The organism is Streptomyces sp. NPDC039465, assembly GCF_055639315.1.
The window spans coordinates 871,614-897,289 of the sequence record NZ_JBVKAP010000002.1 but is presented as its reverse complement, the minus strand read 5'-3'; the positions used below and the strand labels follow the sequence as shown (position 1 = coordinate 897,289).

General features: G+C 71.8%; 22 protein-coding genes and 1 pseudogene. 13 read left to right on the top strand and 10 right to left on the bottom strand.

What is annotated here, in order from left to right; genetic code table 11:
• The first annotated feature begins 7 nt into the window (after positions 1–7).
• Positions 8–862, top strand: a complete 855-nt coding sequence (locus ACZ7LT_RS10360; protein WP_471235562.1) for a caspase family protein — start codon at positions 8–10, stop codon at positions 860–862.
• Positions 863–935: 73 nt separating this feature from the next.
• On the opposite strand, the gene ACZ7LT_RS10355 is transcribed toward ACZ7LT_RS10360, so the two are convergent.
• Positions 936–3,776, bottom strand: a complete 2,841-nt coding sequence (locus ACZ7LT_RS10355; RefSeq protein WP_471235561.1) for an AAA family ATPase — start codon at positions 3,774–3,776, stop codon at positions 936–938.
• A 188-nt stretch (positions 3,777–3,964) separates the two neighbouring features.
• On the bottom strand, positions 3,965–5,662 hold the full coding sequence (locus ACZ7LT_RS10350; protein WP_471235624.1) for a S8 family peptidase: 1,698 nt from the start codon (positions 5,660–5,662) through the stop codon (positions 3,965–3,967).
• An 835-nt stretch (positions 5,663–6,497) separates the two neighbouring features.
• Between ACZ7LT_RS10350 and ACZ7LT_RS10345 the strand changes: the two genes are divergently transcribed.
• Positions 6,498–9,275, top strand: coding sequence for a tetratricopeptide repeat protein (locus ACZ7LT_RS10345; protein ID WP_471235560.1), 2,778 nt, complete (start codon positions 6,498–6,500; stop codon positions 9,273–9,275).
• A gap of 29 nt (positions 9,276–9,304) precedes the next feature.
• Here ACZ7LT_RS10345 and ACZ7LT_RS10340 read toward each other — a convergent pair whose 3' ends face one another.
• Together ACZ7LT_RS10340 and ACZ7LT_RS10335 are read right to left on the bottom strand one after the other, a co-directional pair.
• A complete protein-coding gene (locus ACZ7LT_RS10340; protein WP_471235559.1) occupies positions 9,305–9,862 on the bottom strand; it encodes a DUF3291 domain-containing protein in 558 nt (185 codons plus the stop codon).
• A gap of 461 nt (positions 9,863–10,323) precedes the next feature.
• Positions 10,324–10,893 (bottom strand): TetR/AcrR family transcriptional regulator, encoded by a 570-nt coding sequence (locus ACZ7LT_RS10335; RefSeq protein ID WP_471235558.1) that lies wholly within the window; start codon positions 10,891–10,893, stop codon positions 10,324–10,326.
• A gap of 83 nt (positions 10,894–10,976) precedes the next feature.
• Here ACZ7LT_RS10335 and ACZ7LT_RS10330 point away from each other — a divergent pair, with 83 nt between their 5' ends.
• Together ACZ7LT_RS10330 and ACZ7LT_RS10325 are read left to right on the top strand one after the other, a co-directional pair.
• Entirely contained in the window at positions 10,977–11,123 is a 147-nt protein-coding gene (locus ACZ7LT_RS10330) for a hypothetical protein (protein ID WP_471235557.1), read from the top strand.
• The gene (locus ACZ7LT_RS10325) at positions 11,120–11,647 is read left to right on the top strand and encodes a hypothetical protein (protein WP_471235555.1); all 528 of its coding nucleotides are present in this window, start codon (positions 11,120–11,122) and stop codon (positions 11,645–11,647) included. The genes ACZ7LT_RS10330 and ACZ7LT_RS10325 overlap by 4 nt, the downstream gene beginning before the upstream one ends.
• A gap of 146 nt (positions 11,648–11,793) precedes the next feature.
• On the opposite strand, the gene ACZ7LT_RS10320 is transcribed toward ACZ7LT_RS10325, so the two are convergent.
• The 6 genes and pseudogenes from ACZ7LT_RS10320 to ACZ7LT_RS10295 all read right to left on the bottom strand — a co-directional run bounded on the left by ACZ7LT_RS10320 (position 11,794) and on the right by ACZ7LT_RS10295 (position 15,979).
• Entirely contained in the window at positions 11,794–12,516 is a 723-nt protein-coding gene (locus ACZ7LT_RS10320) for a hypothetical protein (RefSeq protein ID WP_471235554.1), read from the bottom strand.
• A gap of 831 nt (positions 12,517–13,347) precedes the next feature.
• Positions 13,348–13,758 carry a four-helix bundle copper-binding protein gene (locus tag ACZ7LT_RS10315; RefSeq protein ID WP_471235553.1) on the bottom strand — a complete coding sequence of 137 codons (411 nt, stop codon included), beginning with the start codon at positions 13,756–13,758 and terminating at the stop codon, positions 13,348–13,350.
• A gap of 142 nt (positions 13,759–13,900) precedes the next feature.
• Positions 13,901–14,422 carry a DUF4396 domain-containing protein gene (locus ACZ7LT_RS10310; RefSeq protein WP_471235552.1) on the bottom strand — a complete coding sequence of 174 codons (522 nt, stop codon included), beginning with the start codon at positions 14,420–14,422 and terminating at the stop codon, positions 13,901–13,903.
• Between the two features lie 205 nt (positions 14,423–14,627).
• Positions 14,628–14,789, bottom strand: coding sequence for a DUF6153 family protein (locus tag ACZ7LT_RS10305; protein WP_471235551.1), 162 nt, complete (start codon positions 14,787–14,789; stop codon positions 14,628–14,630).
• 23 nt (positions 14,790–14,812) lie between these two features.
• Positions 14,813–14,959: pseudogene (locus ACZ7LT_RS10300) on the bottom strand (hypothetical protein); the annotation flags it as partial.
• Between the two features lie 156 nt (positions 14,960–15,115).
• The gene (locus ACZ7LT_RS10295) at positions 15,116–15,979 is read right to left on the bottom strand and encodes a GNAT family N-acetyltransferase (protein ID WP_471235550.1); all 864 of its coding nucleotides are present in this window, start codon (positions 15,977–15,979) and stop codon (positions 15,116–15,118) included.
• 247 nt (positions 15,980–16,226) lie between these two features.
• Between ACZ7LT_RS10295 and ACZ7LT_RS10290 the strand changes: the two genes are divergently transcribed.
• From ACZ7LT_RS10290 to ACZ7LT_RS10250, 9 genes are all read left to right on the top strand, one after another.
• A complete protein-coding gene (locus ACZ7LT_RS10290; protein WP_471235549.1) occupies positions 16,227–17,582 on the top strand; it encodes a lysine N(6)-hydroxylase/L-ornithine N(5)-oxygenase family protein in 1,356 nt (451 codons plus the stop codon).
• Positions 17,564–17,932: a cupin domain-containing protein gene (locus tag ACZ7LT_RS10285; RefSeq protein WP_471235548.1), complete on the top strand. Its 369-nt coding sequence runs from the start codon at positions 17,564–17,566 to the stop codon at positions 17,930–17,932. The genes ACZ7LT_RS10290 and ACZ7LT_RS10285 overlap by 19 nt, the downstream gene beginning before the upstream one ends.
• On the top strand, positions 17,929–19,557 hold the full coding sequence (locus ACZ7LT_RS10280; RefSeq protein ID WP_471235547.1) for a class I tRNA ligase family protein: 1,629 nt from the start codon (positions 17,929–17,931) through the stop codon (positions 19,555–19,557). The genes ACZ7LT_RS10285 and ACZ7LT_RS10280 overlap by 4 nt, the downstream gene beginning before the upstream one ends.
• A gap of 134 nt (positions 19,558–19,691) precedes the next feature.
• A complete protein-coding gene (locus tag ACZ7LT_RS10275; protein ID WP_471235546.1) occupies positions 19,692–20,969 on the top strand; it encodes an MFS transporter in 1,278 nt (425 codons plus the stop codon).
• A gap of 15 nt (positions 20,970–20,984) precedes the next feature.
• On the top strand, positions 20,985–22,238 hold the full coding sequence (locus ACZ7LT_RS10270; RefSeq protein ID WP_471235545.1) for an ATP-grasp domain-containing protein: 1,254 nt from the start codon (positions 20,985–20,987) through the stop codon (positions 22,236–22,238).
• Complete coding sequence (gene ddaH / locus ACZ7LT_RS10265; protein ID WP_471235544.1) at positions 22,231–23,052, top strand: dimethylargininase; 822 nt, start codon at positions 22,231–22,233, stop codon at positions 23,050–23,052. Before ACZ7LT_RS10270 ends, ddaH begins: the two co-directional genes overlap by 8 nt.
• Positions 23,049–23,381, top strand: coding sequence for an avidin-fold protein (locus tag ACZ7LT_RS10260; RefSeq protein ID WP_471235543.1), 333 nt, complete (start codon positions 23,049–23,051; stop codon positions 23,379–23,381). The genes ddaH and ACZ7LT_RS10260 overlap by 4 nt, the downstream gene beginning before the upstream one ends.
• Positions 23,378–25,162 (top strand): ABC transporter substrate-binding protein, encoded by a 1,785-nt coding sequence (locus ACZ7LT_RS10255; protein WP_471235542.1) that lies wholly within the window; start codon positions 23,378–23,380, stop codon positions 25,160–25,162. The genes ACZ7LT_RS10260 and ACZ7LT_RS10255 overlap by 4 nt, the downstream gene beginning before the upstream one ends.
• 10 nt (positions 25,163–25,172) lie before the next feature.
• Positions 25,173–25,676, top strand: a complete 504-nt coding sequence (locus ACZ7LT_RS10250) for a YbaK/EbsC family protein (RefSeq protein WP_471235541.1) — start codon at positions 25,173–25,175, stop codon at positions 25,674–25,676.

Sequence of the window (25,676 nt, the reverse complement as noted above, 5' to 3'; positions counted from 1 at the left end):
GCGTCTCATGCCCACCGGTCTCTCCCTGCACATCGGACTGAACAAGGTCGACCCCGCCCGCTACGACGGCTGGGACGGCCGGCTCGTCGCCTGCGAGAACGACGCCCGCGACATGGCGGAGCTCGCCCGGCGCGCCGGATTCGGCGACACGACCCTGATGACTCCCGACGGCACCGTCGACAACGTCACCGCCGAACTCCGCAAGGCGGCCGCCAAGCTCACCGAAGGTGACATCTTCCTCTTCACCTACTCCGGCCACGGCGGCCAGGTCCCCGACCGGACCGGGCCGGACGACGAGCCGGACGACTTCGACGAGACCCTCGTCCTCTTCGACCGCCAGTTCCTCGACGACGAGCTCCACCAGGAGCTGCGCCGCTTCGACGAGGGTGTACGGATCTTCGCCCTGCTCGACTGCTGCCACAGCGGCAGCGCGGTGGAGAGCGTCCAGGGCGTCATCAGCCCGATGGCGATGGAGGCCCAGTTCCAGACCAGCGACCCGCAGCAGCTGGAGGCCGCCTCCCGGCTGATGCCCGTCGTCCGCCAGCAGCAGATCTACGACCGCGACCAGGGCTTCTTCGACGAGCTCCAGCGCACCCTGAAGAACCGCGACGGCCAGGCGCCCGGGCCGGGCGTGGTCCTCATCTCGGCCTGCCAGGACAACCAGCTCGCCTCTGACGGGCCGGTCAACGGCGCCTTCACCGAGACGCTGCTGCGGGTCTGGGACCGGGGAGCCTTCCGCGGCGGCCACCGCGCCTTCCACCGCACGATCCAGAGCCGGATGCCCGCCACCCAGAGCCCCAACTTCTACACCACCGGCACGCCCACGCCCCGGTTCCTGCGCCAGCGCCCCTTCACCGTGTGAGCCGTCCGCACAGCCCTGGGCCCGGGCCGGGGGAGCCGGCGGGTTCCCCGGCGGACGGCCACGGTCCACCGGCTCAGTCCACCGGGTCCCCGGCCGCCTGGGGGCGGTGGGTGAGGGCCGTGGCCAGCTGGGCGCGGGAGCGGACGTCGAGCTTCTGGTAGATGCGGGTCAGCCGGGCCTCCACGGTCTTCACGCTGAGGTACAGCTTCGCCGCCGCCTCCTGGTTGCTGGCGCCCTGGCCGACCATCAGGGCGAGCCGCAGCTCCGCCTCGGTCAGCGCGGACACGGCGTCCCCGCGCGGCGGCGCCGGTTCGTGCGTACGGACCGGCGTCTCCGTCGTCAGCGCCAGCCAGGGCGCCGCCCCGGCCCGCTCGAACACACCCGCCGCGGTGTGCAGCGCGTGCTGCGCCGCGGAGCGGCGGCGACGGCGCCGCTCGACCCGGGCCAGCGCCACCAGCGCCCGGCCCCGCTCCAGCGGCAGACCCGCCCGCCCGAACCGCTCCGCCGTCGCGGCCAGCAGCTCCGCCGCCTCGTCCGCCTTGCCCGACCCCGCCAGATACAGCCCGTACGCCCGGTCGCAGCCCAGCAGCACCGTCGTACGTCCCAGCCGCTCGGCGACCGGCCGGACCTCGGCGAGCACGGCCGCCGCCTCCTCCGGGCAGTCGCCCGCGAGCAGGGCCTCGGCCAGCTCCTCGTGCCAGCGCAGCATCGACGGGTCCACGGCCGACTGTTCCCGCTCACCGCTCTGCACCCGCCGCAGGGTCTCCAGGGCGGCCGCCACATCGCCGGTGACCAGCTGGACCCGGCCCAGCGCGTACAGGCTGCGGGAGAGGAAGACATGGTCGCCCTCCTCCTCGGAGGCCCGCACACTGCGCCGCGCGTAGCTGAGCGCCCGGGCGAAGCTGCCGCCTGCGGTCTCCGCGAGCGCCAGCGTGTACCAGGCGGGACCCGGCGACAGGCCGGCCTCCAGCGTCAGCGCGAGCGCCCGCCCGGCGTGCGCCAGGGAGGCCGCGCACTGCCCCTGGCGGGCCTCCACCGCCGCCAGCGTGGAGAACAGCTCGATGGTGTCCTCCACCGAACCGCGCCGCTCCACCAGCGGCAGCAGCGCCTGCAGCTGGTCGCGCGCCTCCACCAGCCGGTCGTCGAAGAGGGCATGGCGGATGGTCAGGATCTGCGCGGCGTTGCGGATGCCCAGCGGCCGCTCCACCATCTCCAGCGCCCGCGCCTCGGTGAGCACCGCCTCCGCGTCCGGGGAGCCGAGGAAGCGGTCCATGCGTGCCTGGACGGTCAGCGCCCTGGCCGCGGTCTGCCGGTCGCCGACCGAGGTGGCCAGTGCCGCCGAGGTGACCGCGGCCGCCCGGGACCGTACCGGATCGCCGTCGGCGAGCACGTACTTCACCGCGAGCCGCAGCTGGACGGCGGCCCGCAGGGCCGTGTCGCCCTCCGAGTCCTCCATCGCGTGGACATAGATCTCGTCCAGGCCGGTCAGCCCCTGCCCGGCGGTGTCCAGGACGGCGAGCCGGGCGCGGACCCGCTGGGCCGGGGTGGCGTCCCGGGCCAGCAGATCGGTCGCCGCCCGCATCGCCAGATCGGCGCGGGCCGCCCGGGCCGCCTCCTCGGCGGCGTCCAGGAGGCGGGCGATGCGCCGCTCGCCGTACTGCACGGGCGTGGACTCGGCGGCCAGCAGGGCCAGTTCGGCGGCGAGTGCGCTGTTGCCCCGGCGCCGGGCCGTCTCGGCGGCCCGGGCGACCTCGGCGGCGAGCTCCTCGTCGGGGACGTCGGTGGCCAGCGCCCGGTGCCGTACCGCCTCGACCGGGTCGTCGACGACACCGGCGAGCGCCGCGTGTCCGGCGCTGCGCTGGGTCCAGCAGGCGTCGTGGACCAGCGTGGACGGCAGCACCCCGGCGGTGAAGCCGACCGTGCCGTCCTCCTTGAGCGAGATCAGATTGGCCCGTTCGGCGGCGGCGAGGTCCGCCTCGGCGGTGGGGCGGCCGGTGCGGCGGATGAGCGAGGCCGTCGGCCGCAGCGCCAGTGCGGCGAGCAGCAGGGTGGCCCGTACGGCGGGTGAGGTGGCGCCGAGGAGCTGGCGGGCCACGTCACGGGCCCGGCCGGAGAGCGACAGCGCCTCGGCGTGGTGCACGGGCGTACGGGCGTCGGCGAGCGAGCGGCCGACGGCGAGGGCGAGGCGGGGGTTGCCGCCACTGGCCTTGTGGATCCGGCCGGCCATCCGGGACGGCAGCCGGTGGTGGATGAGCAGTTCGGCGATCTCGTCGGCGTGCAGCGGCGGGACGAAGAGCACATCGGCCTCGGAGGGCACCCACAGCCCCTCCGCCTCGCCGGCCTCGCCGGCCGTGAGCGGCTCGGATCCGTATCCCGACGGTGTCTCCACGGCGATGGCGCGCAGCGCGGCCGGGGCCAGGTGCAGGGCGAAGCGCAGCAGGTCGGCGCTGTCCGGGTCGATCCGCTGGACCCCGTCGACCACCAGCAGGACCGGGCCGTGCGCGGCGAGGGTCCGCAGGATCTGGGCGAGGGCGAGCCGCAGGGCGATCGGGTCCCAGCCGCCGTCGGGGATGGGCGCCTCGCGGCTGAGCATGGCGACCGCGGTGCGCTGCGGGCCGGGCAGCCCGGCCAGGACGTCGTACTCCTCGGCGGAGCAGGCGGCCGCCACCGACGCCACCAGCGCGGCGGCGGCCGCGCCGGGTATGCCCCGGTCGGCGGGGAGCGTGGCGAGCCACAGCACCGTCTCGCCGCGCGCCTCGGCGCGGGCGGCCGCGGCGAGGGCCAGTTCGGTCTTGCCGACGCCGGCGGGGCCGGTGAGCAGGGCGCGGCCACGGGTGTGCAGGACCCGGTCGAGCCGGCCGAGGAGCTCCGCGCGGCCGACGGGCGCGGGCCGGTACGCCGTTGTCGTCGTCATGCCCACCACCACCTTCCGGCGTGCGGGCCCCCTGCCCGTTCGAGCAGAGAATACGAAGGACATGCCCGCCGTCCAGGCCCCGCGTCCGGCATACGGACAGGTACAGACCGCGACGACGGCGGGGCACGCCCGCGGCATATGCCCGCGGACGCGCCCCTGACCAGCGACGATGCTTCTGTGAGCTCGTCTCAGAAGGTGAGACTCCAGGAGTCGATGTAGCCGGTGTCACCCGAGGCGACGTCGCGGACCTGGAGCTTCCAGGTGCCGTTCGCGACCTCGCTGGAGGCGTCGACCGTGTAGGTGGCCAGCACGTTGTCGGCGCTGTCCGAGCCCGAGGAGGTCTTCAGGTTGCGCACGGTGCCGTCCGGGGCGATCAGGTCGATGACCAGGTCGCCGCGCCAGGTGTGCTTGATGTCCACGCCGACCTTGAGGGCGGCGGGGGCGTTGCCGGTGCGGCCGGTGACGGCGAGGGACGAGGAGACGGTCGCGTTGTCGGAGATCGTCACATCGGTCGCGTTGGTGAAGACGTTGCCCGCCGGGGGAGTGGTGCCGGTGACCGCGTTCACCGTCTTCGTGGCGTCGGCGATGCCGGTGCCGCAGCCGCCGGTGCAGGTGCCGGGCAGCGGACGGGCGTTGGTCTTGATCGCGGACTCGATCTCGGCCGGGGTCAGCGTGGTCTTCGCGGACTTCAGCAGCGCGGCGAGGCCGGCGATGTGCGGAGCGGCCATCGAAGTGCCCTGGTAGGGCTTGTAGTTCTCGCCCGCCTGGACGGTGGTGCCGGCGTTCAGGGTGGAGAGGATGCCGTTCTCGGGCGTGGTGACGGTGCCCGGCGTGTCGGTGCCGCGGCGGGTCTCGCCGCCGGGGGCCGAGACGTCGATGATCGAGCCGAAGTTCGAGTAGAACGAACGGTTGCCCTCACGGCTGGTGGACGCCACGTTGATGACGTTGGCGCAGTTCGCGGGCGTGAAGCCGGAGGCGTTGGCGTTGCTGTTGCCGGCGGCGACGACCACGGTGGTGCCGCGCTGGACGGCGCCGTTGATGGCGTTCTGGTAGACGCTCGGGCAGGTGGAGCTGGCGCCGCCGAGGCTGAGGTTGATGACCTTCGCCGGGGTCGCGTTGGCCGCGACGCCCGGGACGGTGCCGCCGGAGGCCCAGGTGATCGCGTCGGCGATGTCGGCGGAGGAGCCGCCGCACTTGCCGAGGACGCGCACCGGCTGGATCTTCGCGTTGTACGCGATACCGGCGATGCCCTTGGCGTTGCTGGTCACCGCGCCGATGGTGCCGGCGACGTGGGTGCCGTGCCAGGAGGAGTTGCTCGCCTTGGAGCCGAGACCGCACTCGTTGTCGGTGGCGTTCCAGTCGCCCTCGTCCTTGGCGTCGGCGTCGCGGCCGTTGCCGTCCCGCGCGTCCGCGGAGGTGGAGATGAAGTCGTAGCCGGGCACGACGTTGGCGGCCAGGTCGCTGTGGGCGGCGTAACCGGTGTCGATGACCGCGACGGTGACCCCGCTGCCGGTGCCCTTGTCCCAGGCGCCGGGGACGTTCATGCCGCCGGTGGGCTCGAACAGGTCCCACTGCTTGGCGTAGTCCGTGTCGTTGGGCGTGACGGCCATCGGGTAGGCGCGGATGTCCGGCTCGGCGGCCGCCACCGACGGGTCGGCGCGGAAGGCGGCGAGGACGTCGGTCACGTCCTGCTTGGTGGCCGTGTCACCCAGGTCGACCAGGGCGGCGCCGCCGGACAGGCGGCGCTCGAAGGTGAGGGCCTCGCCGGTCTGCTTGGCCTTGGCGGCCGTGTCGCTCTTCGCGGCGGCGTTGGAACCGGCCTCGGCGGTGCGCGACTTGTAGGTGACGATGACCTTCTCGACCGGCGCCGAGGGCAGAGCGGCCATGGACTGCGAAGCCGGTGCGGGCTTCGGCGAGGGCTCCGCCGGGGCGGCGGCGAACGCCACGGTGGAGGTGGCAACGACACCCGCGAGCGTGGCGCCGGCGGCCACGGCGGATATGAGTCTGCGCCTGGAACCGTTCAAGGTGTTCCCTTTCACTGACGACGTGGTGCTGCGGAGCGCGGGCGGGCGGCGCGGGAAACGCGGTGCGGTGTGGGGGTGCGATCCGCGGTTCCCTCGGGCCGGATGCCCGCGCGCCGCCGCCGACGCGACGGCCCCGGGTGTGGGCCGTCCCCGGCGGGCGCCTTCGCATGCACCTGACAGAGGGATCTGTCGGGCAACAGGCGAAGGATGGGATGCGCCGGTGCGGCAGACAGTAGGGAACGTCCAGGTGAACTCGATACGGGGAAAACCCTTGTCACCCCCGACCGGCCCTCGGCCCACCCTCGCGGCCCCGCGTGAGCGGCGGCGATTGGCCCATTCCGCTGCTTCATCGGCTGCATCTGCTTCATCGCGGTGCGCCATGTCATTGGGCGGGGCGGCGCCCCGGGGCTCGGGCCGTAGCCACCAGGTCCAGAACAAGACGAGGCCGACGAGCCACCCCGCGGTCAGCACCGTCACCTTGACGCGGTCGGTGCGGGTCAGCCGTGGGACGAAACTCGTCGGCCCGGTCCGTCGGCCCGGTCCGTCGGCCCGGTCCATCTGCCGGGTCCGCCGACCCGGATGAACTCGCCTGTGTGAACGGCGCCTTGCGCGCGTCGCGCTAACGGCCGCCCGCCGGGCCCGGCCCGGTGCTGCCGTTCCCGACCCGGACGCCGCACGGGCGGGCGATGATGGGGCCATGAGCGGCGACAGCACGGGCACCCAGGGCGTCCACGGCGGCCGCCAGGAAACCGTAATCCAGGCGCAGCGCATCGAGCGGCTCGTCATCGGAGGCCCCGGCGGGCCGGACACGCGAGACGTGCGGGACCTCCGGGACGGCGCGGTCGGTGCGGCCGGTGCGGGGGAGATGGCCCGGCCGCCTGTCGGCCGCCCCCTCGCCGCGTACACCGACCCGTTCGCCCTGGAGGTGCACGAACCGATCCACGTGCGAGAGGGCGGCGACGGAGCCGAGCGGGGTCCGCTGCCGCCGTACGTGCCGCGCGCGCACGACCGGCGGCTCGCCGAGGCGGTACGGCGGGCCGCCGCCGGACACAGCACGGTCGTCGTCCTCGTCGGCGGCTCCTCCACCGGCAAGACCAGAGCCTTGTGGGAGGCCGTCCGCATCCTGCCCGACGGGTGGTGGCTCTGGCACCCGCTTGCCCCCGGCCCCGCCGAGGCGCTGCTGTCCGGTATCGACGCCGTACGACCCCACACCGTCCTGTGGCTCAACGAAACCCAGCGCCATCTGGAGGGCCCGGCCGGAGAACGGGTCGCCGCCCATCTGCGCGAACTGCTCCACGACCCCGCCCGCGCCCCCGTCCTCGTCCTCGGCACCCTCTGGCCCGACCGCTGGAGGGCCCTGACCGCCGTGCCCCCGCCCGGCGCCCCCGACCCGCACGCCCAGAGCCGCGCCCTGCTCACCGGCGCGTCCCTGTCCGTACCCGAGGTCTTCGACGACGCCGACATGCGGCTGCTGCGGGACCTCGCCCGCGGCGACGAGCGGCTCGCCGAGGCCGCCCTCAAGGCCGAACAGGGCCAGGTCGCGCAGTACATCGGCGGCGGCCCCGCGCTCGTGGAGCGGTACGAGACCGCCACCCCGGTCGAACGGGCCCTGATCGAGGCCGCCATGGACGCGCGCCGCCTCGGCCACGGCCGCCTGCTCTCCCACGACCTGCTGGCCGCCGCCGCGCCCCACCACCTTCTCGACCGTCACTACGACCAGCTCCACGACGACTCCCTCGACGAAGCCGTCGCCGTCCTGTGCGCACCCCTGCGCGGCGGCCGCGGCCCGCTCACCCGCGTACGCCCCCGGCCGGGCGATCCCGAGCCCGGGCTCGTCCGCTACGAACTCGCCGACTACCTGGAGCAGCACGGCCGCCGCACCCGCGCCACCGTCCCCGCGCCCCCCGGCCTCTGGGAGGCGCTCCTGCGCCACAGCGACCCGGAGACCCTCCCGGAAGTGGCCCGGTCGGCGGAGGACCACGGCTTCCTGAGGCTGGCCGTCCACCTCGGCGCGCGGGCGGCCACCGCCGGGGCGCCCGGCGCGGGCTCCCGGGTCCACCAGCTGCTGTGGGAGAACGAGCGCTACGACGAGGCCCTCGCCTGGACGCGGCCCGCGGCCGAGGCGGGCGACCCGGTCGCGATGACGGAACTCGGCGAAGTCCTGGCCCAGACCGGGCGGGTGGCCGAAGCGCTCGAATGGTGCGAGCGTGCCGTCGCGGCGGGCCACCCCAAGGCGCTGGAGGAGGTCGGCTGGATCCTCGCCCAGCGTCGCCACCACGAAGAGGCCGCCGACCTGTTGCTGCGCGCGGTCGACGCGGGGCTCGTGGGCTCGGCGTGGCTCGCCGGCTCGACGCTCGAACACGTGGGCCGCGACGAGGAGGCCCTCGGCGTGTATCGGCGGGAGATCGCCGCGGGCAAGGGCAGCTCGGTGAGCCAGGCCGCCGCCCTGCTGATCCGCACCGGCCGCGAGGAGGAAGGCCTGGCGCTGCTACGGGAGTACGCGTTTGGAGCCCCCACATCCGAGGAGGACGCCCGCGAGCGCCACTGGGCGCTTGCCCGGCTGCTGATCCACCTCAGCCAGGATCCGGCCCTTCTCCGGCAGCTGGAGAAGGCCGGAGACACCCCGGCTTTCCGTTCGCTGCTCGCTGAACTCCACGCCCAGGGCGGGCGCCCGCAGGAGGCGCACCGCCGTTACCTCGAGGCCGCCGAGGCCGGGCACGTCCCGGCGATGGAGTGGCTGGCCGGTCACCTCGCCGAGGCGGACGAACCGGAGGAGGCGCTGCTCTGGTGGCGCCGCGCCCACGACGGCGGATCGACCGCGGCCCTGCCCGCGACGGCCGCGTTGCTCGTCCGACTGGGCCGTACGGACGAGGCCTTGGCCGCCTACCGCTCCGCCGCCGAGGCGGGCTCGACGGATGCCCTGCCCGCGTTGGCCGCGCTCCTGCGACGGCTTGACCGGCCCGACGAAGCACTGGCCGTTCACCGGTCCGCCGCCGCGGCGGGCTTGAGCGACACCCTGCCCGCCATGGCCGGGCTGCTTGAAGAACTGGGCCGCCCGGAGGAGGCCCTGGCCGCGCACCGGGCCGCCGCCGAGGCCGGGAACACGGCCTCGATCGAAGCCGTCGCCGGCCACCTGCTGCGCACCGGCCGCGGGGACGAGCTCGCCGCCTGGCTCCGTACCCTCGGCGGGCCCGTCCTCCACGACGGCCACCCAGCGACCTGGGCCGCCATCCTGACGGCGATGCGCCGCGCCGGGCGTGCCCAGGAGCCGCTCGACTGGCTGCGGGAGGCCGCGCGGCGGGACGGCAGCTACGCCTGGCTCGAACTGGCCGACACTCTGGACGCAGCCGGGCGGCCCGAGGAGGCGGCCAGGATGCGCGCCCACGGCTGGGAACCCGACGGAACCGTCTCCCGCCCCTGGCGGCTGGACACCCGAGAGACGCGCCGGGCATCGGCCCCGACTCGAGGCGTTTGACAGCGAACCCAGTCGTTCAGGCTTCCTTGTCAGCGAACCTGGTCGCTCTTCGGCCCGATGTCTTTGATCCTGGTCGGAGTTCCGTCCGGGGCGAACGAGTGGTGGAAGGTGAAGGCGTGCGGCGCGGAGCCGTGGTCGTGGAGGTGTTCCAGCCTGGAAACCCCGCCCTGCCAGGTGGGTATCACGCCGTCGGAGACCCACCAGAACACGTAATTTGGGTGCCCTGTCCTCTCGAACCAGTCGTAGCGCCTGTTCAGCGCCCCACGGTGCAGACCGGTGTAGACGGCGTCGAAGGCGGGGCGCAGGTCGGTCCAGAGTGAGAGGGTTGTGGCCAGGGCGGTGGTTTCCACAGTACGGCCCTTGCGGTACCAAGTCGGTACGGCGAACTCTCCCCATGCACCCCAGTCCGCCTCGAAGAGCACGCCCCGGTCGCCGTCTGCCGCTTCAGCACGCGCGAGGTATCCGGGGTGCTGACTGATCTTCCGGTAGACGGTCTCACCAATGTCGTAGAACTCGCGCGTGAGAGGTCCGGGATCGGCGAGAGGTGACTTCAGGACGCCGAATGTGTACAGAGCAAGATGGGTCATGCGTCTCTCCCTGGTTGGGGGTGCCTGATGTGGACCCGGTTCGGTGGCTTACGCATGGGGGCGAGGATTCGTGGGGCGTGACCAACTCATCCCGTTGCGGATGGCTCAGCCTGAAGAAACCCCTGTGCGAACGTGGGCAACCGCCGAAGACCAGGTGAAGGTAGCTGCCTCTGCGAGCCATGTCGAAGTTGCGTTTTCCCTGTCCAAGTGGCCTCTCGTACAGGGCCCTTGCGGGGTGACGCCGGCGGCGTCGACCGGATTGGAAGACGCAGCGACCGGGTTCGCTGTCAAAGGACAAGCGACGGCGTTTGCCGTCACCGGGCTGCCCCCGGATGCTCCGGAGGGCACCGCTCCTCGGCCCGAGTACGACCCGGCCTGGCGGAATCTGGCGGACTGCACCAGTGAGCTCCTCGGCCAGGAGGGTCACCCGTCGGGCGACATGGAGGTGAAGTGCCAGTAGTTCAGGGAATCGGGCGCAGGCCGTCGAAGGTGACGGCGACCAGGCGGGCCACGGCGGCCTGGGAGGTCAAGGCGGCTGCGGCGGTCAGGGCGTGGAGGCAGTACTGGGCGAGCTCGGCGGGCGGTACGTCGGATCGCAGGTCACCGGCCTCGGCGGCCTCGGCAAGGAGGTGCTGGAGCATGCCGTGCAGGTGCCGCTCTGCGTGGGTGACGTGCTCGCCCTGGTGCAGGAGGGCGGCGAGTTCGCCGCCGTGCCGCTGCCGGGCGATGCCCGCGTACGCCTCCAGCACCCCTCGCAGGCGCTCCACGGCCGTGCCGGTCTGGTCGCGGATACCCGAGAGCTGCTTGAGGTGGCCGTCGACCTGGCGTTCGTGCCAAGCCAGCAGGACGGCTTCGACGTCGGAGAAGTACTTGTAGAGCGTGGCCCGCCCGATGCCGGTCTGCTCGGCGATCTGGGACATGGTCACCGACCGCAGGCCGCCCTCGGCCACCAGCTTCGCGGTGGTGTCCAGGATCGCCTCACGTACGGCGGCGCGGTGCGCGTCGATCGTCTCGTTCCACAGCTTCGGCACCCACCCAGGATACGGGCGTCCACAGGAGATACACTCGGTTTCAGGTAGAGACAGAGTGTATCGAAAAAGCGGGTGGAGGCGTCATGGCAGGCTCACCGGACCGTCACGATGACGACGGCGAGGGGGCACCGCGCTGGGTGAAGGTTTCCGCGGCGATCGCCGTCGTCCTGGTCGTGGTGTTCGTGATCGTGCACCTGGCCGGCGGCGGCATGACGGGGCACGCACCGTGACCCTGCTCCCGCCGCGGCTGCGCAAGCTGACCCTCACGCTCCACGTCACCGCCTCGGTCGGCTGGCTGGGGGCGGTCGCGGCGTTCCTCGCCCTCGCCATTGCGGGCCTGACCAGCACCGCGCCCCAGACCGTGCGGGGCGCCTACCTGGCCATGGACGTGATCGGCTGGTACGTGATCGTCCCACTCAGCGTCGCCTCCCTGCTGACCGGCCTGGTGCAGTCCCTGGGCACGGTGTGGGGGCTGCTGCGGCACTACTGGGTCATCGCGAAACTGCTGATCACCGTGGTCGCGACCCTTCTGCTGCTGGTTCACATGCAGCCGGTCGGACACCTGTCCGACGCGGCCGCCCGGGCCGCCCTCGCGGGCGGCGAGCTGGAGGGCATGCGCATCCAGCTGATCGCGGACGCGGCCGCCGCCCTGCTGGTCCTGCTGACGGCGGCCGCCCTGTCGGTGTTCAAGCCGCGCGGGGTGACCCGCTACGGGCGCCGCCGCCAGCGCGAGCAGATCCCGCAGCCGCGCTGACCCCGCCGCCGGGGGCCGGCGCCTGCGCAGGCAATGTGGGCTCCGACAGGGCGGCATCAGGTCTGGCGGCAAATCGATGCAGTCGCCGACTGGTCAGGCACTCGGGCCGCGCTGTCTCAGACCCGGGACGGCGGACGCGGGTCGGCTCAGTGCTGGTGTCCGTCGTCGTGCCCGGGCTCCTGGCTGGGGTGGGTGGCGTTCGGAGAGGCGGTGGGCTGGGAGGTCGGAGCGGTGGTGTCGCTGTTGTGGTCGCCCTCGGGGTCTTCGTCGCTTTCCTTCTCGGGCACGACATCGCTGTGGCTGTGCCCGCCTCCGGACTCCGCCATGGTGGGGGCGATGTGGCGAAGGCCGAGGAAGGTGAGGGCCGTCACGACGAGGATTGCCAGGCCCATGAGGCTGAAGATGCGCCGCCACGGCCTCTTGGCCTCCTTCAGGAAGAAGGCGACGAAGGACAGGACGATGCCGAGCGGTATCAGCACGGCACAGCGTTCAGGGAGGTCTGCAAAGTGCTGCATGCCGCCGCTGAGCATGCCCAGGCCGAAGGAGAGCATGGTCGAGGTGCCGAGCACGCGCAGTACGCGTGACAGGGGCTGCCTCTCGGTCGCGAGGATGAGGTCGTTGAGGACGGTCGCGAGCAGGAAGACCAGTACACCGGACGCGGCGATAAGCGAGTAACGGGCAGGGGCCATGGGGTGGTGGACGACAGCTCCGCTGATGAGGCCGGCCCCCACGTAGTAGCCGACGTAGCCGAGATAGCGCCACGGCAGGGAGGCGCTTTCCCGTCTGCTGTTGGAGCGTCGCTGGCTGCGGGTCGGCTGCGCCGGAGCGGGGGCCGGGGGTGTCGTGGCGAGACTGGGTGAGGAGGACAAAGCGGACCCTTCAAGGGGAAGTTCAGTGGGGCCTGGCGCTCTCAACGAGGCAGGAGGGCAGGACGGGGCCGAAGATCGGACCCGCCGGGCACGGTGCAACATGAGCCGGCCATCGCTGCGCGTTCGCACGCCGTCGCAGGTGGCCAAGGCGCATCGCACGGCATGGCGGAGCCGCCGCTGGTGCATGGCGGAGCTGGCTCGCGAGTGTGCCCGACAGGTCGTTGACCGGTTGGCGGGCGTGAAGGCTTAGATCCGTAGGACCGCTGAGTCCGGCACGGGCGCAGATGCCCGGAGGGCCGGGACAAATCGAGCGGCGGCGGATGCATACGCGTACGGAGGCCGGTGAATGATCAGGGCCTCGCACGGGGCGGGCAGCGCAGCGCCCTGTTGGGGCTGGCCGGACACGCACTGGTGAGCGGCGTGATCGGGCTCCGGAGCATCCCGGTGGTCGGTGTGCCCCTGGCCGGAGTGCGGGCCGGGCGCCTCGTGGCTGTGCTCGGCGGGATCCGGGTCCTGAACGTTCAGGGCGGCCACGCTGGTCGGCGCCCCGAGGTGGGCATGGCCTGCGGCGCTCTCCGCGCTGACACCGTGGGTGTACATCAGTGTGAGGAGAAGCGCGGCCAGCACCCACGTTCGCCACGGGCCCGCTGCACGAGAGCGGGACCGCGGCGCGCTACGGGTCGCCCGGGCCACAACCATGCCGGGGAGCATAGCGGCACCCCGGCCGTGGGCCACCTGTAGGGCGTGTGTTCCCTCGGACGAGTGGGTCCGTGGCTCCCGACCCGCCAGCGGCGACTTCGGCTTCCGGGCGGGACAGCTGACGGGCGAGCGTCAGCCGAGCGCGCCGAGGAGTCCGTTGCACGCCTGCTCACAGGAGCGGCAGGCTTCCGCGCAGATACGGCAGTGCTCGTGCATGTCCGCGTGCCGTCCGCATTCATCTGCGCACGCCTTGCAGACCATGGCGCACGCCTGGAGGATCGCGCGGGTGATGTTGGCGTCGTAGCCGGTGTGGCGGGAGAGGACTGCGGCGGTGGCGGTGCAGATGTCAGCGCAGTCCATGTCGGTACGGATGCACTTGGCGAGATCGCCCACCATGCCCTCGGACAGACAGGCGTCCGCACACGCCGTACACGCCTGCGCGCAGGCGATGCACTCCTCGATGCAGCGGGTGAGCTTGGCCTGGTCGATGTCACCGAGGTCGGCCGGGTAGGTGGCGAGCATGTCCTTGACGGTGCTGGACATCGTGCCTCCCTCTCCGCGGGGCCGGCGGAACCGGGACGGCCGCCTGGAAGGCCCGGGTACATCTCCAGCTAACGTCCCTGACCGCGAACGCGCCCGGCCGCACCGTGAAGGTGCGGCCGGGCGCGGTGTCGAGTGGCCTGGGTCAGTGGTAGGCGTGGACGACAGCGTGGCCCTTGCCGCGGCCGATCATCCACTTGTTCACCGGGGTCGTGATGAAGAAGGCGACGACGAAGCCGCCCAGCAGCGCCGTCCAGAACAGCGCGTCCGACAGGTGAGCGTCCATCGCGCCCGGCGTGAGGGCGATGATGCCGTTGTCGACAAGCTCCATCACCGCGATCGAGACGGTGTCGGCGGCCAGCGCCACCTTGATCGCGGACTTGAAGTTCAGGCCGGCCCTGATAACCGCGAAGAGGGTGAAGGAGTAGCCGAAGAGGAACGCCAGCGCGATCGCCAGGACCATGGTGGGCACGTTGCCCCACAGTAGGGCGGTGCCGATGACCATGCCGAGGATCTCGCCGATGGCGCACCCGGTCAGGCAGTGGAGCGTCGCCTTCGCCGCCGTTCCCCAGGACGCGCCCCCGTGCATGTGCGCATCGTGGCCGCCGGCCGCCTGGTGCGCGGCGTGGTCGTGAGCGGTGTCGGTGTGGTGTGCGCTGTGGTCCATGACCGTCATCCCCAATCCTGTCCAGTGTGACCCCGCTCCCGCGGAACCACATCACAACCATATACCCCCTGGGGGTATCACGGGAAGGGTGGGTGAAGCGAAGAAGTGGAGGGGCGTGCCGGCCTCGCGAGGCCCGGCACGCCCCTCCATCGGAGTAGGGCCAGCTGACGCCAAGCCGGGGCAAGGGGGTGCCGTGCGGGCGGTCCTATATCCGCAGGAGTCGCAGCTTGGCGAGGTCGGGCGGCGCCCGCCCGCTCTCGGGGCCCCCGCCGCGCTGCCGGGCAGCACGGCAGGTACGGGCCCGCCATCGAGAGCTTCGGCCAGGACGGGAGGCGCGTAGGGATCGCCGACACCCGCCGCCGCGCACGTGGCATCCGCGTGCTCCGCGTGGCCAATACCGCCGACGGTGTGCGAGCAGTCGCCCGCCACCTGCTCATCGGCCTCTTCATGGACCGTCGGCCATCGCCACCGACCTGGACAACGCGCCACAGCCGGTGCGGCAGGTCGCCAGCGAGACGTCCCCGAGTGTCCCGACATCACCGCCCGTGACGACAGCTCGCCAACAAGCCTGCGTCAGGCTTGCCGACTACACCGCGTCACACCTCCCTGACCAGGGAAATCGACGTCCGCGTTTGCCAACAAGAAGGCGTCGTCACACCTCCGCCGCCCCACCCATCCCCCCGCCCCGGCCCCTCACCCCAGTTCGAGCGTGGTCACCCCGAACACCCGCTCCGCGGCGACCGGGCGGATCGGACCCGTGTACATCCGGGCCGTCGCGAACGACGGCTCCAGGCCCCGGGAGGCGGCGAGGCGGACCGCCGCCGTGTGGGGGTCCGGCACGTCGACCGCGATCCGTGGCACGCCCCACACGGCCGCCTCCGCCGCCAGCGCGTCCAGGAGCGCCGCCGCGTCGTCCGCCGTGTCGGCGAACAGCGGGCCCACCCGGGCCTCCTCGCGGGCCGGGCGGATCACCCCGTACCCCGTCAGCCGCCCTCCGCAGATCCGGGCCAGCGCCCGGTGCCCGGGGGCGGTGAGCCACGACTCCAGGAAGCGGGGGCGTTCGCCGGGGTGGCACACGCTGTCGTACGCGACGAGGGCGTCCAGACCGGCCTCCTTCGCCGGGACGACACCCGGCGCCGCCCGGGCGGCCGGGACCGCGCCCACGTACCGCGTGGTGCGGTAGGCCAGTTCGAAACCCGAGCGGCGGTAGTTGTCCTGCTGCGCGGGGACCCCGTCCAGGCCGACCGTACGGTCCCCGGCGTGGCGCAGCGCGGCCCGCCAGGTGGCCAGGCCCAGGCCGCGGCCCCGCAGGTCCGGGCGGACCAGGTAGAAGCCCAGGAAGGCATAGGTGTCGGTGTAGTTGACGACCGAGACCGCGGAGACCGGCTCTCCGTCGATCCGGCCGAGGAAGAAGCCGTCGGGGTCCTGCGCGAAGAAGGACTCCGCGTCCGACAGACCGGGGTTCCAGCCCTCGTCCGCGGCCCAGGCGGTGACCTGGGCCCAGTCGCCGGGCGTCGCCCGTTCCACAGTGAGCGGTGCGGGGGGTGTACGCGTCATGGTGATCGCCTCCGCAGGGATCGTCGCAGCACGGGCCATCGGCGGGCCACCGCCCGCCCAGCGCGGGGTCGATCTTCGGCCATTTCCCCTCCGGCCGCGGGCCGCCGGGAGGCCACCGGTGGTCCATCCCCGGGTCACGACCACCGCGTAACCGACCCACAACCGGCTTACAACCAGCGGTTCTTACGCTCACGGCACATTCTTCGGCGGACGCTCTGCCGCCGGCTCTCCACACAGAGGAGATGTCTTGAGCCACAGAGATATCGAGCTGCTTGCCATCGGTGCCGGCCCGGCCAACCTCGCCCTGGCCGTGGCACTGGAGGAAATGGCTCCGGCGAGTCTGGCACGCGACTCGCTCATCATCGAGCAGCAGGACGGCATCGTCTGGCAGCCGGGCATGCTGCTGCCCTGGAGCCAGAGCCAGGTGTCCTTCCTGAAGGACCTGGTGACCCTGCGCAACCCGGTCAGCAAGTACTCGTTCATCAACTACCTGCACGACCAGAGCCGGCTGGACGACTTCATCAACCTCGGTACGTTCACCCCGTACCGCAGCGAGATATCCCAGTACCTGCGCTGGGTCGCCGAGTCCCTCGAGAAGGTCCGCATCGAGTACGGCCGGCGGGCCGTGAGTGTCGAGCCGCTGCTCGACGCCGACGGGACGCCCGGCAGCTGGCTGGTGCACCTCGCCGACGGCTCCACGATCGCCTGCCGCTACCTCGTCATCGGCGCCGGACGTGACGCGAACATCCCCGACGCCTTCAAGGACGTCGACCCCGGTCGCTACATCCACAGCACCGAGTTCCTCACCCGCACCGACGAGCTCGACGCGCTGGCCCCCAAGCGGGTGATCGTCGTCGGCGGCGCCCAGAGCGCGGCCGAGATGCTGTGGACGGCGTACCAGCGCTACCCCGAGGCCGAGTGCACGATGGTGATGCGCTCGATCGGTCTGTCGACCTACGACGGGAGCAAGTTCACCAACGAGCTCTTCTACCCGTCCTTCATCGACCAGTTCCATGCCTCCCGGCCCGAGGCGCGGGCGCAGATGCTGTCCGAGATGCACCGTTCCAACTACGCCGGTCTCGCGCCGTCGCTGCTCGACTCCATGTACCGCCAGATGTACCTGGAGAAGCTGGACGGCACCCGGCGCCTGCACATGGTCACCCTCTGCGACATCACGGCCGCCCGCTCCGACGAGAACGAGGTCGTGCTCACCCTGTCGGACCGGCGCGACGGGTCCGTGAAGGAACTCGCCGGCGACGTGGTCCTGCTCGGCACCGGATTCGTCCGGGACATGCCGGCGATGGTGCGCGGTGTCGGCGCGGCCCTCGGCCTGGACTCCCTCACCGTGGACCGCAACTACCTGCTGGAGACGGGCGCCTCCGGCCCCACCTCGGCGCTGTGCTACCTCCAGGGTGTCAACGAGTCCACGCACGGCATCGCCGACTCGCTGCTCAGCGTGCTGGCCGCCCGCTCGGGCGAGATCACCACCGACATCCTCCGCCGCCGCGCGGGCGTACGCCCCACCTCGGCGACCCCTTCCCACTCCGCGGACGCGGGCGAGAACACCGAAGAGGAGGCTCCGGCATGGAGCTACGCGGGCTAGACCGTCAGAACCTGAAGCACGAGAACGGCCTGGACGCCCAGCGCCTGGTGCCCTGGCCCGTGCTCAACGCCCCCTTCGAGGGCTCCTGGTGTGTGATCCGCCCCGGGACCGCCTCGACGCCGCACGCCCACCACGAGTACGAGATCTTCATCGCGGTCAAGGGCGAGGCGTTCCTGGAGTCCCAGGGCGAGCGCACCCCGTTCGTCACCGGCGACATCGTGCACTTCCCGCCCGGCATCGAGCACCGCGTGATCAACGAGTCCGGTGAGGACTTCGAGATGTACAGCGTCTGGTGGGACCTGGAGATGACCCAGAAGTTCGCCGCGCGTCATGAGGAGAGAGCGTCATGACCGACGGGAGTCAGCGCCGTACCGTCATCATCGCGCCGCCTCCGACCCCCAACGGCGACCTGCACACCGGGCACCTCGCCGGCCCCTTCCTCGCCGGCGACGTCTACGCCCGCTACCTGCGCGCCTCCGGCCGCCCGGTCATCTACACCAGCGGTACCGACGACAGCCAGACCTACGTCGTGGCGAGCGCCCGGCGCGCCGGTACGACCCCCGAGGAGCTGGCCGCGACGTCCTGGGAGCAGATCCGCACCACCCTGGACGCGGCCGGGATCTCCGTCGACGGGTTCGCCCCCTTCGACAAGGGCTACCGCCAGACCGTCCTGGACTTCGTCACGGACCTGCACACCGCCGGCGCCTTCAGGCTCAAGACCGTCCGGCTGCCCTACGTGGAGGCCACCGGCGAATACCTGATGGAGGGCCTCGTCGCCGGCGACTGCCCGGTCTGCCTGCTGGAGAGCCGCGGCGGACTGTGCGAGTCCTGCGGCCACCCGAACAACTTCGACGAGCTGCTGCGGCCGCGCTCCACCACCGACCCTGACGCCCAGGTCACCCACCGCGAGGCGGAGATCCTGGTGCTGCCCATGGAGGAGTACCGCGTCCAGCTCGCCAACTACTACGCCAAGCACCGCCACATGCTGCGCCCGCACACCGCGCAGCTGGTCCGCGAGGCGCTCGCCCGGCCGCTGCCGGACTTCCCGATCACCTACCCGACCCCGTGGGGCATCGAGGCGCCGTTCCCCGAGACCCCCGGCCAGACCCTCAACGCCTGGGCCGAGGGCATGGCCGCCTCGATGTACTGCACCTGGTGGGCCGCCGAGCAGCTGGGCGAGCACACCGACCGGTACGACGAGCACTGGCTCGCCGAACACGGCATCGATCTCGTCTACTTCCTCGGTTTCGACAACGTCTACTTCTGGGGAATGACGCACCTCGCCCTGCTGATGGCGCACGGGGAGCGCTACATCGAGCCGCACGCCATCGTCTCGAACGAGTTCTACGAGCTGGAGAACGAGAAGTTCTCCACCAGTAAAGGCCATGTCGTCTGGGCCCGGGACCTCGTCGCCGAAGTCCCGCGCGACCTCGCCAAGTTCTACCTCGCACTCACCGCGCCGGAGCACTCCCGCACCAACTTCAGCCGCGCCGCCCTCGACGGCCTGGTCACCTCCCGGCTCGTGGAGCCGTGGAACCGGCTCTCGGCCCGGCTGGCCACGCTGCTCGACGGCGTCTCCCGCGACGAGCCGCTGCCGGTCTCCAAGACCGGCGCGAAGGAAGCCGCCGTCGTCGTCGAGCGGTTCCGCGCGCACTACGAACTGCAGAGCTTCAGCCTGCACCGGGCGGCCGACCTGATCGTCGTCCACACCGACCGGCTGCTCCAGCAGGCCGACCGTACCGACGCCGGATCCCCAGCGGCGCTCGGCGACCTGACGCTCGCCGTGCGGACCCTGCTGGCGTGCGCCGCGCCGATCCTCGCCGACGTCGCGGCCCGGGCCGCCGAAGCCGGTGTGGACCTGACGATCCCGGCCCGCTGCACCACCACGACATCGGTACCGGCGCTGCACCTGCCGACCCTGTCCACCACCGTCGGAGCCGACGCCCCGGCCGCCCTGGCCGACGCCACGGCCTGACCGCCGCGCCGGGCCCGGACCGCCTCGACCGGTCCGGGGCCCCGTCCCGGCCGGCCCGCCCGGCGCCCGAGGGCCCCCGCCCCGGTGCGCCCGCACCACCGTCCCCCCACCTGATGACCCATCCGAGGAGAAACGTGTCCAGCACCAAGGCTTTGGGCGAGAATCCCACCGCACCGCGCGCCAACCGCGCCGAGAAGCTGCTCATCCCGGCGACCTTCATCACCAACCTGGGCAACGGCATCCAGCTGACCGCCGCCGCCTACCTGGTCTTCACCGAGGCGAGCACGATGCTCGCGGTCAGCTGGCTGATGATCGCCGTGACCATCCCGCAGGTGGCGCTCTCGCTCTGGTTCGGCAAGATCGCCGACCGCTTCGACCGCCGGACGCTCGCGCTCATCTCCGACCTGATCAGCGCCGCCGCCGCGGTGGCCCTGCCGCTGTGGCTTTACCTGGACGGTGAGCCGACCACCGTCTCCTACGTGGCGAGCTTCGTCCTCGCCCTGTCCGCCGCGCTGTTCTTCCCCGCGAGCAACGCCCTGATCAAGGAGCGGATCCCGGAGTCCCGGCTCGCGCAGTTCAACGGCAACGCCGAGATCGCGATCCAGGCCGGAACGCTCGCCTCGGCCGCCATCGGTGGCTGGGTCATCGCCTGGATCGGCGTCAACTCGCTCTTCTACTTCAACGCCGCCACCTTCCTGGTCTCCGCCGCGATGCTGTTCGCCCTCGGCCGCCGCCCGGCCACCGCCCCGCAGACCGCCGAGGAGAAGGCCGCCGCCGAAGCCTCCGCCGCCGCCGCGAAGAAGGCCGGTGTCCGCCCGCCGCTGGCCCGTCTCGGCCTGCTCTACGCCATCGGCAACATCGTCATCATCGTCGGCAACAGCATCCTGCTCGTCCTGGTCATCGACGGCTTCAACAGCAGCGTCGGCATCCTCGGCGTGGTGGACGCCCTGTTCGGCATCGGCGCCCTCTTCGCGGCCGCCGCCTTCAAGAAGTTCTCGGCCCGCTCCACCGTCACCAAGGCCGCGCTCATCGGCTACCTCGCCTTCGCCGTGATCCTGGTCCTGGAGACCACCCACCTGTGGATCATGATGGCCGTCATCCCGCTGGCCGGTCTCACCTTCGGCATGGCCCGCATCTCGGCCCGTACGGCCCTGATGACCGCCGCGCCCGAGGAGCGCACCGGCTTCGTCTTCGGTGCCACCAACGCCTTCGGCCTGGCCGCCGGTACCACCGCGACCGTGCTGATCTCCCTGCTCGTCGACGCGACCGACGTGCGCTACGGCTTCTACGTCCTGTCCGGCCTGGTCGCCGTCATCGCCCTGGTCACCGTCACCTCGCTCACCCGCACCGAGGCACGTATCCGCAAGGCGGAGGCGGCCGGTTCCCCGGCCGTCGCCGAGACCACGGCCTGAGAAGGAGGCGGCCCCATGAAGCTGCTCGCCCTGGAAGCCCGCCAGAACGCCACCTACTACGTCTCCCGCTACCAGCAGCTCGAGGCACTCGGCGCGACGGTCCACGTCCTCAACGGCGTCGGCACCGACGACTTCTGGCCCGCCGACCGCTACCGCATCGCCGGCTCCCAGCACATCGACGACCTGATCGCGGCGGCCCGTGACTGGCACGCCGAGACCGGCTTCGACGGCGTGCTCACCTTCTCCGAGTCCGGAGTCGTCGCGGTGGCCGCGGTCGCCGAAGCGCTCGCACTGCCCGGCGTCGGCCTCGACGCCGCCCGCACCAGCCGCAACAAGCTCCTGATGCGCGAGGCCCACCGCCGCGGCGGCGCACCCCACCCCGACTTCCGCTACGTGCCGGACGTCGAGGCCGCGCTCGCCGCCGGGGAGGACTTCGGCTACCCGCTGATCCTGAAGCCGACCCTGGGCGCCGCCTCCAACTTCGTCTTCAAGATCGACGACGCCGAGGAGCTGCGCACCCGCTTCGCCGACGCCGCCAAGGGCATCGAATCGATGTCGTGGGCCCTGATGGAGGCCGACGGTCTCGAACTGGGCCCGCACGGACTGCTCGTGGAGTCCTACCTCGACGGGCACGAGCACCTCATCGAGGCGCTCGCCTGGGACGAGGAGGTCTACCTCGGCTCCGTCGTCGACCGGGTCACCGTCGAGGGCGGCACCTTCGACGACGACGTCCACCACGCGCCCAGCGCCCTGACGGCGGAGCAGCTCGCCGAGGTCCAGCAGGTCGTCAGGGCCGCCGCGCACGCCCAGGGCCTGCGCCGGGCCGTCCTGCACGCCGAGGTCCGCTTCCACCAGGGCCGGCCGTACATCCTGGAGATCGCGATCCGCCCCGGCGGCGGAGGCCTCGACCACATGGCGCGCATCAGCGCCGGCCACGACCCGATCCGCTGCGTGGTGGACGTGGCCTCCGGCGTGCGCCCCGACGTCGGGCACTACGCCCCGACCGAGGTCCACACCGCGGCCATGTGCCTGATCAGCCCGGCCGGCAAGGTCGAGTCGGTGCACGTCCCCGAGGACGTCGCCGCCTCGCCCGACATCTTCTTCCTCAAGATCACCGCACGTCCGGGTGACGTCATCAAGCGTCCCCCGCACGGCAACAGCATCCTGGGCTTCCTCGGTACCACCGGGACCTCCCTGGACGACGCACTCGGCAGCGCGACCCGCCTCGCCGACCGCATCCACACAGAGATGAGCGACATCCATGTCTGAGACCACCCAGCGTCAGGCGACCGCGCGCCACTACCTGATGTGCCGTCCGACCCACTTCGAGGTCAGCTACTCCATCAATCCCTGGATGGACCCCACCAAGCCGATGGACCACCAGCTGGCCGTCGCCCAGTGGGAGCGCATCCGCGACCTGTACGTCGACTTCGGCCACCAGGTCTCGTTCATCGACCCGGTCGAGGGCCTGCCCGACATGGTCTTCTCCGCCAACGGCGCCACCGTCGTCGACGGCAAGGTGCTGCTGGCCAAGTTCCGCCACCAGGAGCGCGCCGCCGAGGCCGACGCCTACCAGAAGTGGTTCACCGCGGCCGGCTACGAGCACGTCCTCGCGCCGGAGTACGTCAACGAAGGCGAGGGCGACTTCCTCGCCGCCGGTGAGCGCATCCTGGCCGGCACCGGCTTCCGCAGCGACCCGGACGCCCACGACGAGCTGGCCGCCTTCTTCGGCCGCCCGGTCGTCGGCCTGACCCTGGTCGACCCGCGCTTCTACCACCTGGACACCGCGCTCAGCGTCCTCACCGACGACCTGGTCATGTACAACCCGGCCGCGTTCTCCGAGGAGAGCCGGCAGACCCTGAGCGAGCTGTACCCCGACGCGATCCTGGCCACCCAGGCCGACGCCGACGTCTTCGGCCTCAACGCCATCAGCGACGGTCTGCACGTCGTCCTGCCGGAGGCCGCCACCCACCTGATCGGCGAACTGCGCGAGCGCGGCTTCGAGCCGCACGGCGTGGACATGTCCGAACTGCTGAAGGCCGGTGGTGCCGTGAAGTGCTGCACTCTGGAGATACGCCGATGACGATCGACTACAACGGCCGGCGATTTCGCAACACCGCCTACGGCGACGACGCCCCCGTCGCCCGCTACCGCCAGGAAGGCTCCCTGCTGTGGGCCGACTTCGCCGGCGGAGACGTCAAGAAGGGCGCCCTGACCGGGCACGCGGCCGACGACGGCACGCTGGAGTTCACGTACACCATGGTCCTGGCCGACGGTGAGGTGATTGCCGGCCGCTGCTGGAGCACCCCCGAGGTCCTGCCCGACGGGCGGATCCGGCTCAGCGAGCGCTGGGAGCGGTACGGGGAGCGTGCCGACAGCGGCATCTCGGAGCTGGAGGAGGTCCCGGCATGACCCGCACCGAGACCCCTCGCCGCGGCGGCACGGTCACCTGGGCGTGCACCAACGGCTTCAGCCCGGTCTTCATCTTCCCGTTCACACCCGGCGACTACTACGGCATCGCCAATCTGCACGAGTTCCAGACCCTGATGTACCGGCCGTTGTACTGGTACGGCAGCGGCGGCTCCCCGACCGTCGACCACGAGCGCAGTCTCGCGCTGCCGCCTCAGTGGGACGAGGACGGCCGCACGGCGACGATCACGCTCAAGCCGTACCGCTGGTCCAACGGCGAGCTGGTCAACGCCGACAACGTGATGCTGTGGATGCATCTGCTGGAGGCGGAGAAGAGCAGGTTCGGCGGCTACTCGCCGGGCTTCTTCCCGGACAACCTGGTCCGCTACGAGAAGGTCGCGGAGGACAAGGTGAGCTTCACCTTCGACCGCGCCTACTCGCACAACTGGGTGCTGATGAACCAGTTCTCCACCATCACCCCGCTGCCGAAGGCCTGGGACCGCACGGCCGACGACACCCCCGCCGACGCCACCCACGACCCCTCCCAGGCCTCCGCCGTCTATGCCTACCTCAGGGCCTGCAACGACGAGCGCAAGACCTGGGACAGCAGCCCCGTGTGGGGCGTGGTCAACGGCCCCTGGAAGCTGCACACGTACACCATCGACGGCACCGCGGGCGAGGCCGTGCTCGTGCCCAACGAGCACTACTCGGGGGACGACAAGCCGCACCTCGACGCCTTCCGGCTGGTGCCGACCGCCTCGGACGACGACCAGTACGAGAAGCTGCGCCAGGGCCCGGACTCCCCGGAGGGCGTCCAGATCGGCTTCCTGCCCTTCGACGAGGTCAGCGAACCGGCCGAGGACCCGATGACCGGCGGCCCGAACCCGCTGGGCGACCGCTACCGCCTCGTGCCCCAACTCACCTACAAAATCCACTACTTCCCAATCAACTTCAACAACCCCACGGTCGCCGGAAAGATCTTCAAACAGCTCTACTTCCGCCAGGCCCTGCAGTCCTGCCTCGACTCGGACGGCGCGATCCGCGACGTCTACAAGGGCTACGGTTACCCGACGACCGGCCCGGTCCCGGCCCTGCCCGAAAGCCCGCTGCTCTCGCCGGCCCGCCGCAAGGACCCCTACCCCTTCGACGTCGAGCGGGCCCGCGCCCTGCTCACCGAGAACGGCTGGGACACCAGCACCACCCCGGCGCGGTGCGTACGTCCGGGCACCGGCCCGGGCGAGGCGGGGGCGGACATCCCCGAGGGCGCGCAGATGCGGTTCTCCATGCGGTACGCGGCCGGGCACCGCACCCTCACGGCGGTGATGGAGAAGTTCGCCGCCGACGCGGCCCGGGCCGGCATCGAGATCGAGCTGACCGAGGTCGAGGCGAGCGTGCTCGTCCTGGAGGACACCACCTGCACACCCGGCCCCGACAGCCCCTGCCTGTGGCAGTTCAGCGACTGGAACGGCGGCTGGGGCTACGGACCGGGCTTCCTGCCCACCGGCGAGGCGCTCTACTCCACCGGATCCCCGGTCAACTTCGGCAGCTACAGCGACCCGAAGGCGGACGAGCTGATCGCCCGCACGGTCGTCAGCGACGACCTGGCGGAGCTCTACGCCTACCAGGACTACATCGCCGAGCAGGTACCGGTCATCTGGATGCCCAACTTCCCCTTCCGGCTCCTCGAAGTCGCCCACGACCTGCGCGGCGTCACCCCGGTCAACCCCTTCGGGCTCATCAGCCCCGAGGACTGGTACTTCGTCGAGAGCCGGCCGGAGGAGTGAGGCGCCCGCGATGTACCAGAGACTGATCAGCCTTCTGGACGCGAACCAGGCCCGCTACCGCCTCATCGACCACCCGCCCGAGGGCCGCACGGACCTCGCGAGCCGACTGCGCGGCCACCCGCTGGAACAGGCCGCCAAATGCATCGTGGCGCGGGTGGGCATCACCAAACGGGTCGGCCGCTATCTCCTCGCGGTCGTCCCCGGCCACCGCCAGGTCGATCTCGCCGCCGTCGGCGAGATCGCCGGCGGCGGCCGGACCGCCTTCGCCACCAAAGAGGTGGCCGAACGGCTCGCCGGAAGCGTCAGCGGCACGGTCATGCCGTTCAGCTTCCACCCCGATCTCCACCTCGTCGTCGACGAGGAGCTCCTCGGTCTCGAGGAGATCTATTTCAACGCCGCCCGACTCGACCGCTCCGTGGCGCTGTCCACCACGGACTACCGAAGGCTCGCCGAACCGCGCATCGCGCGCATCGCGGCCAAGGAACGGGTCCCGACCAATTCTGCGAGGGGATGA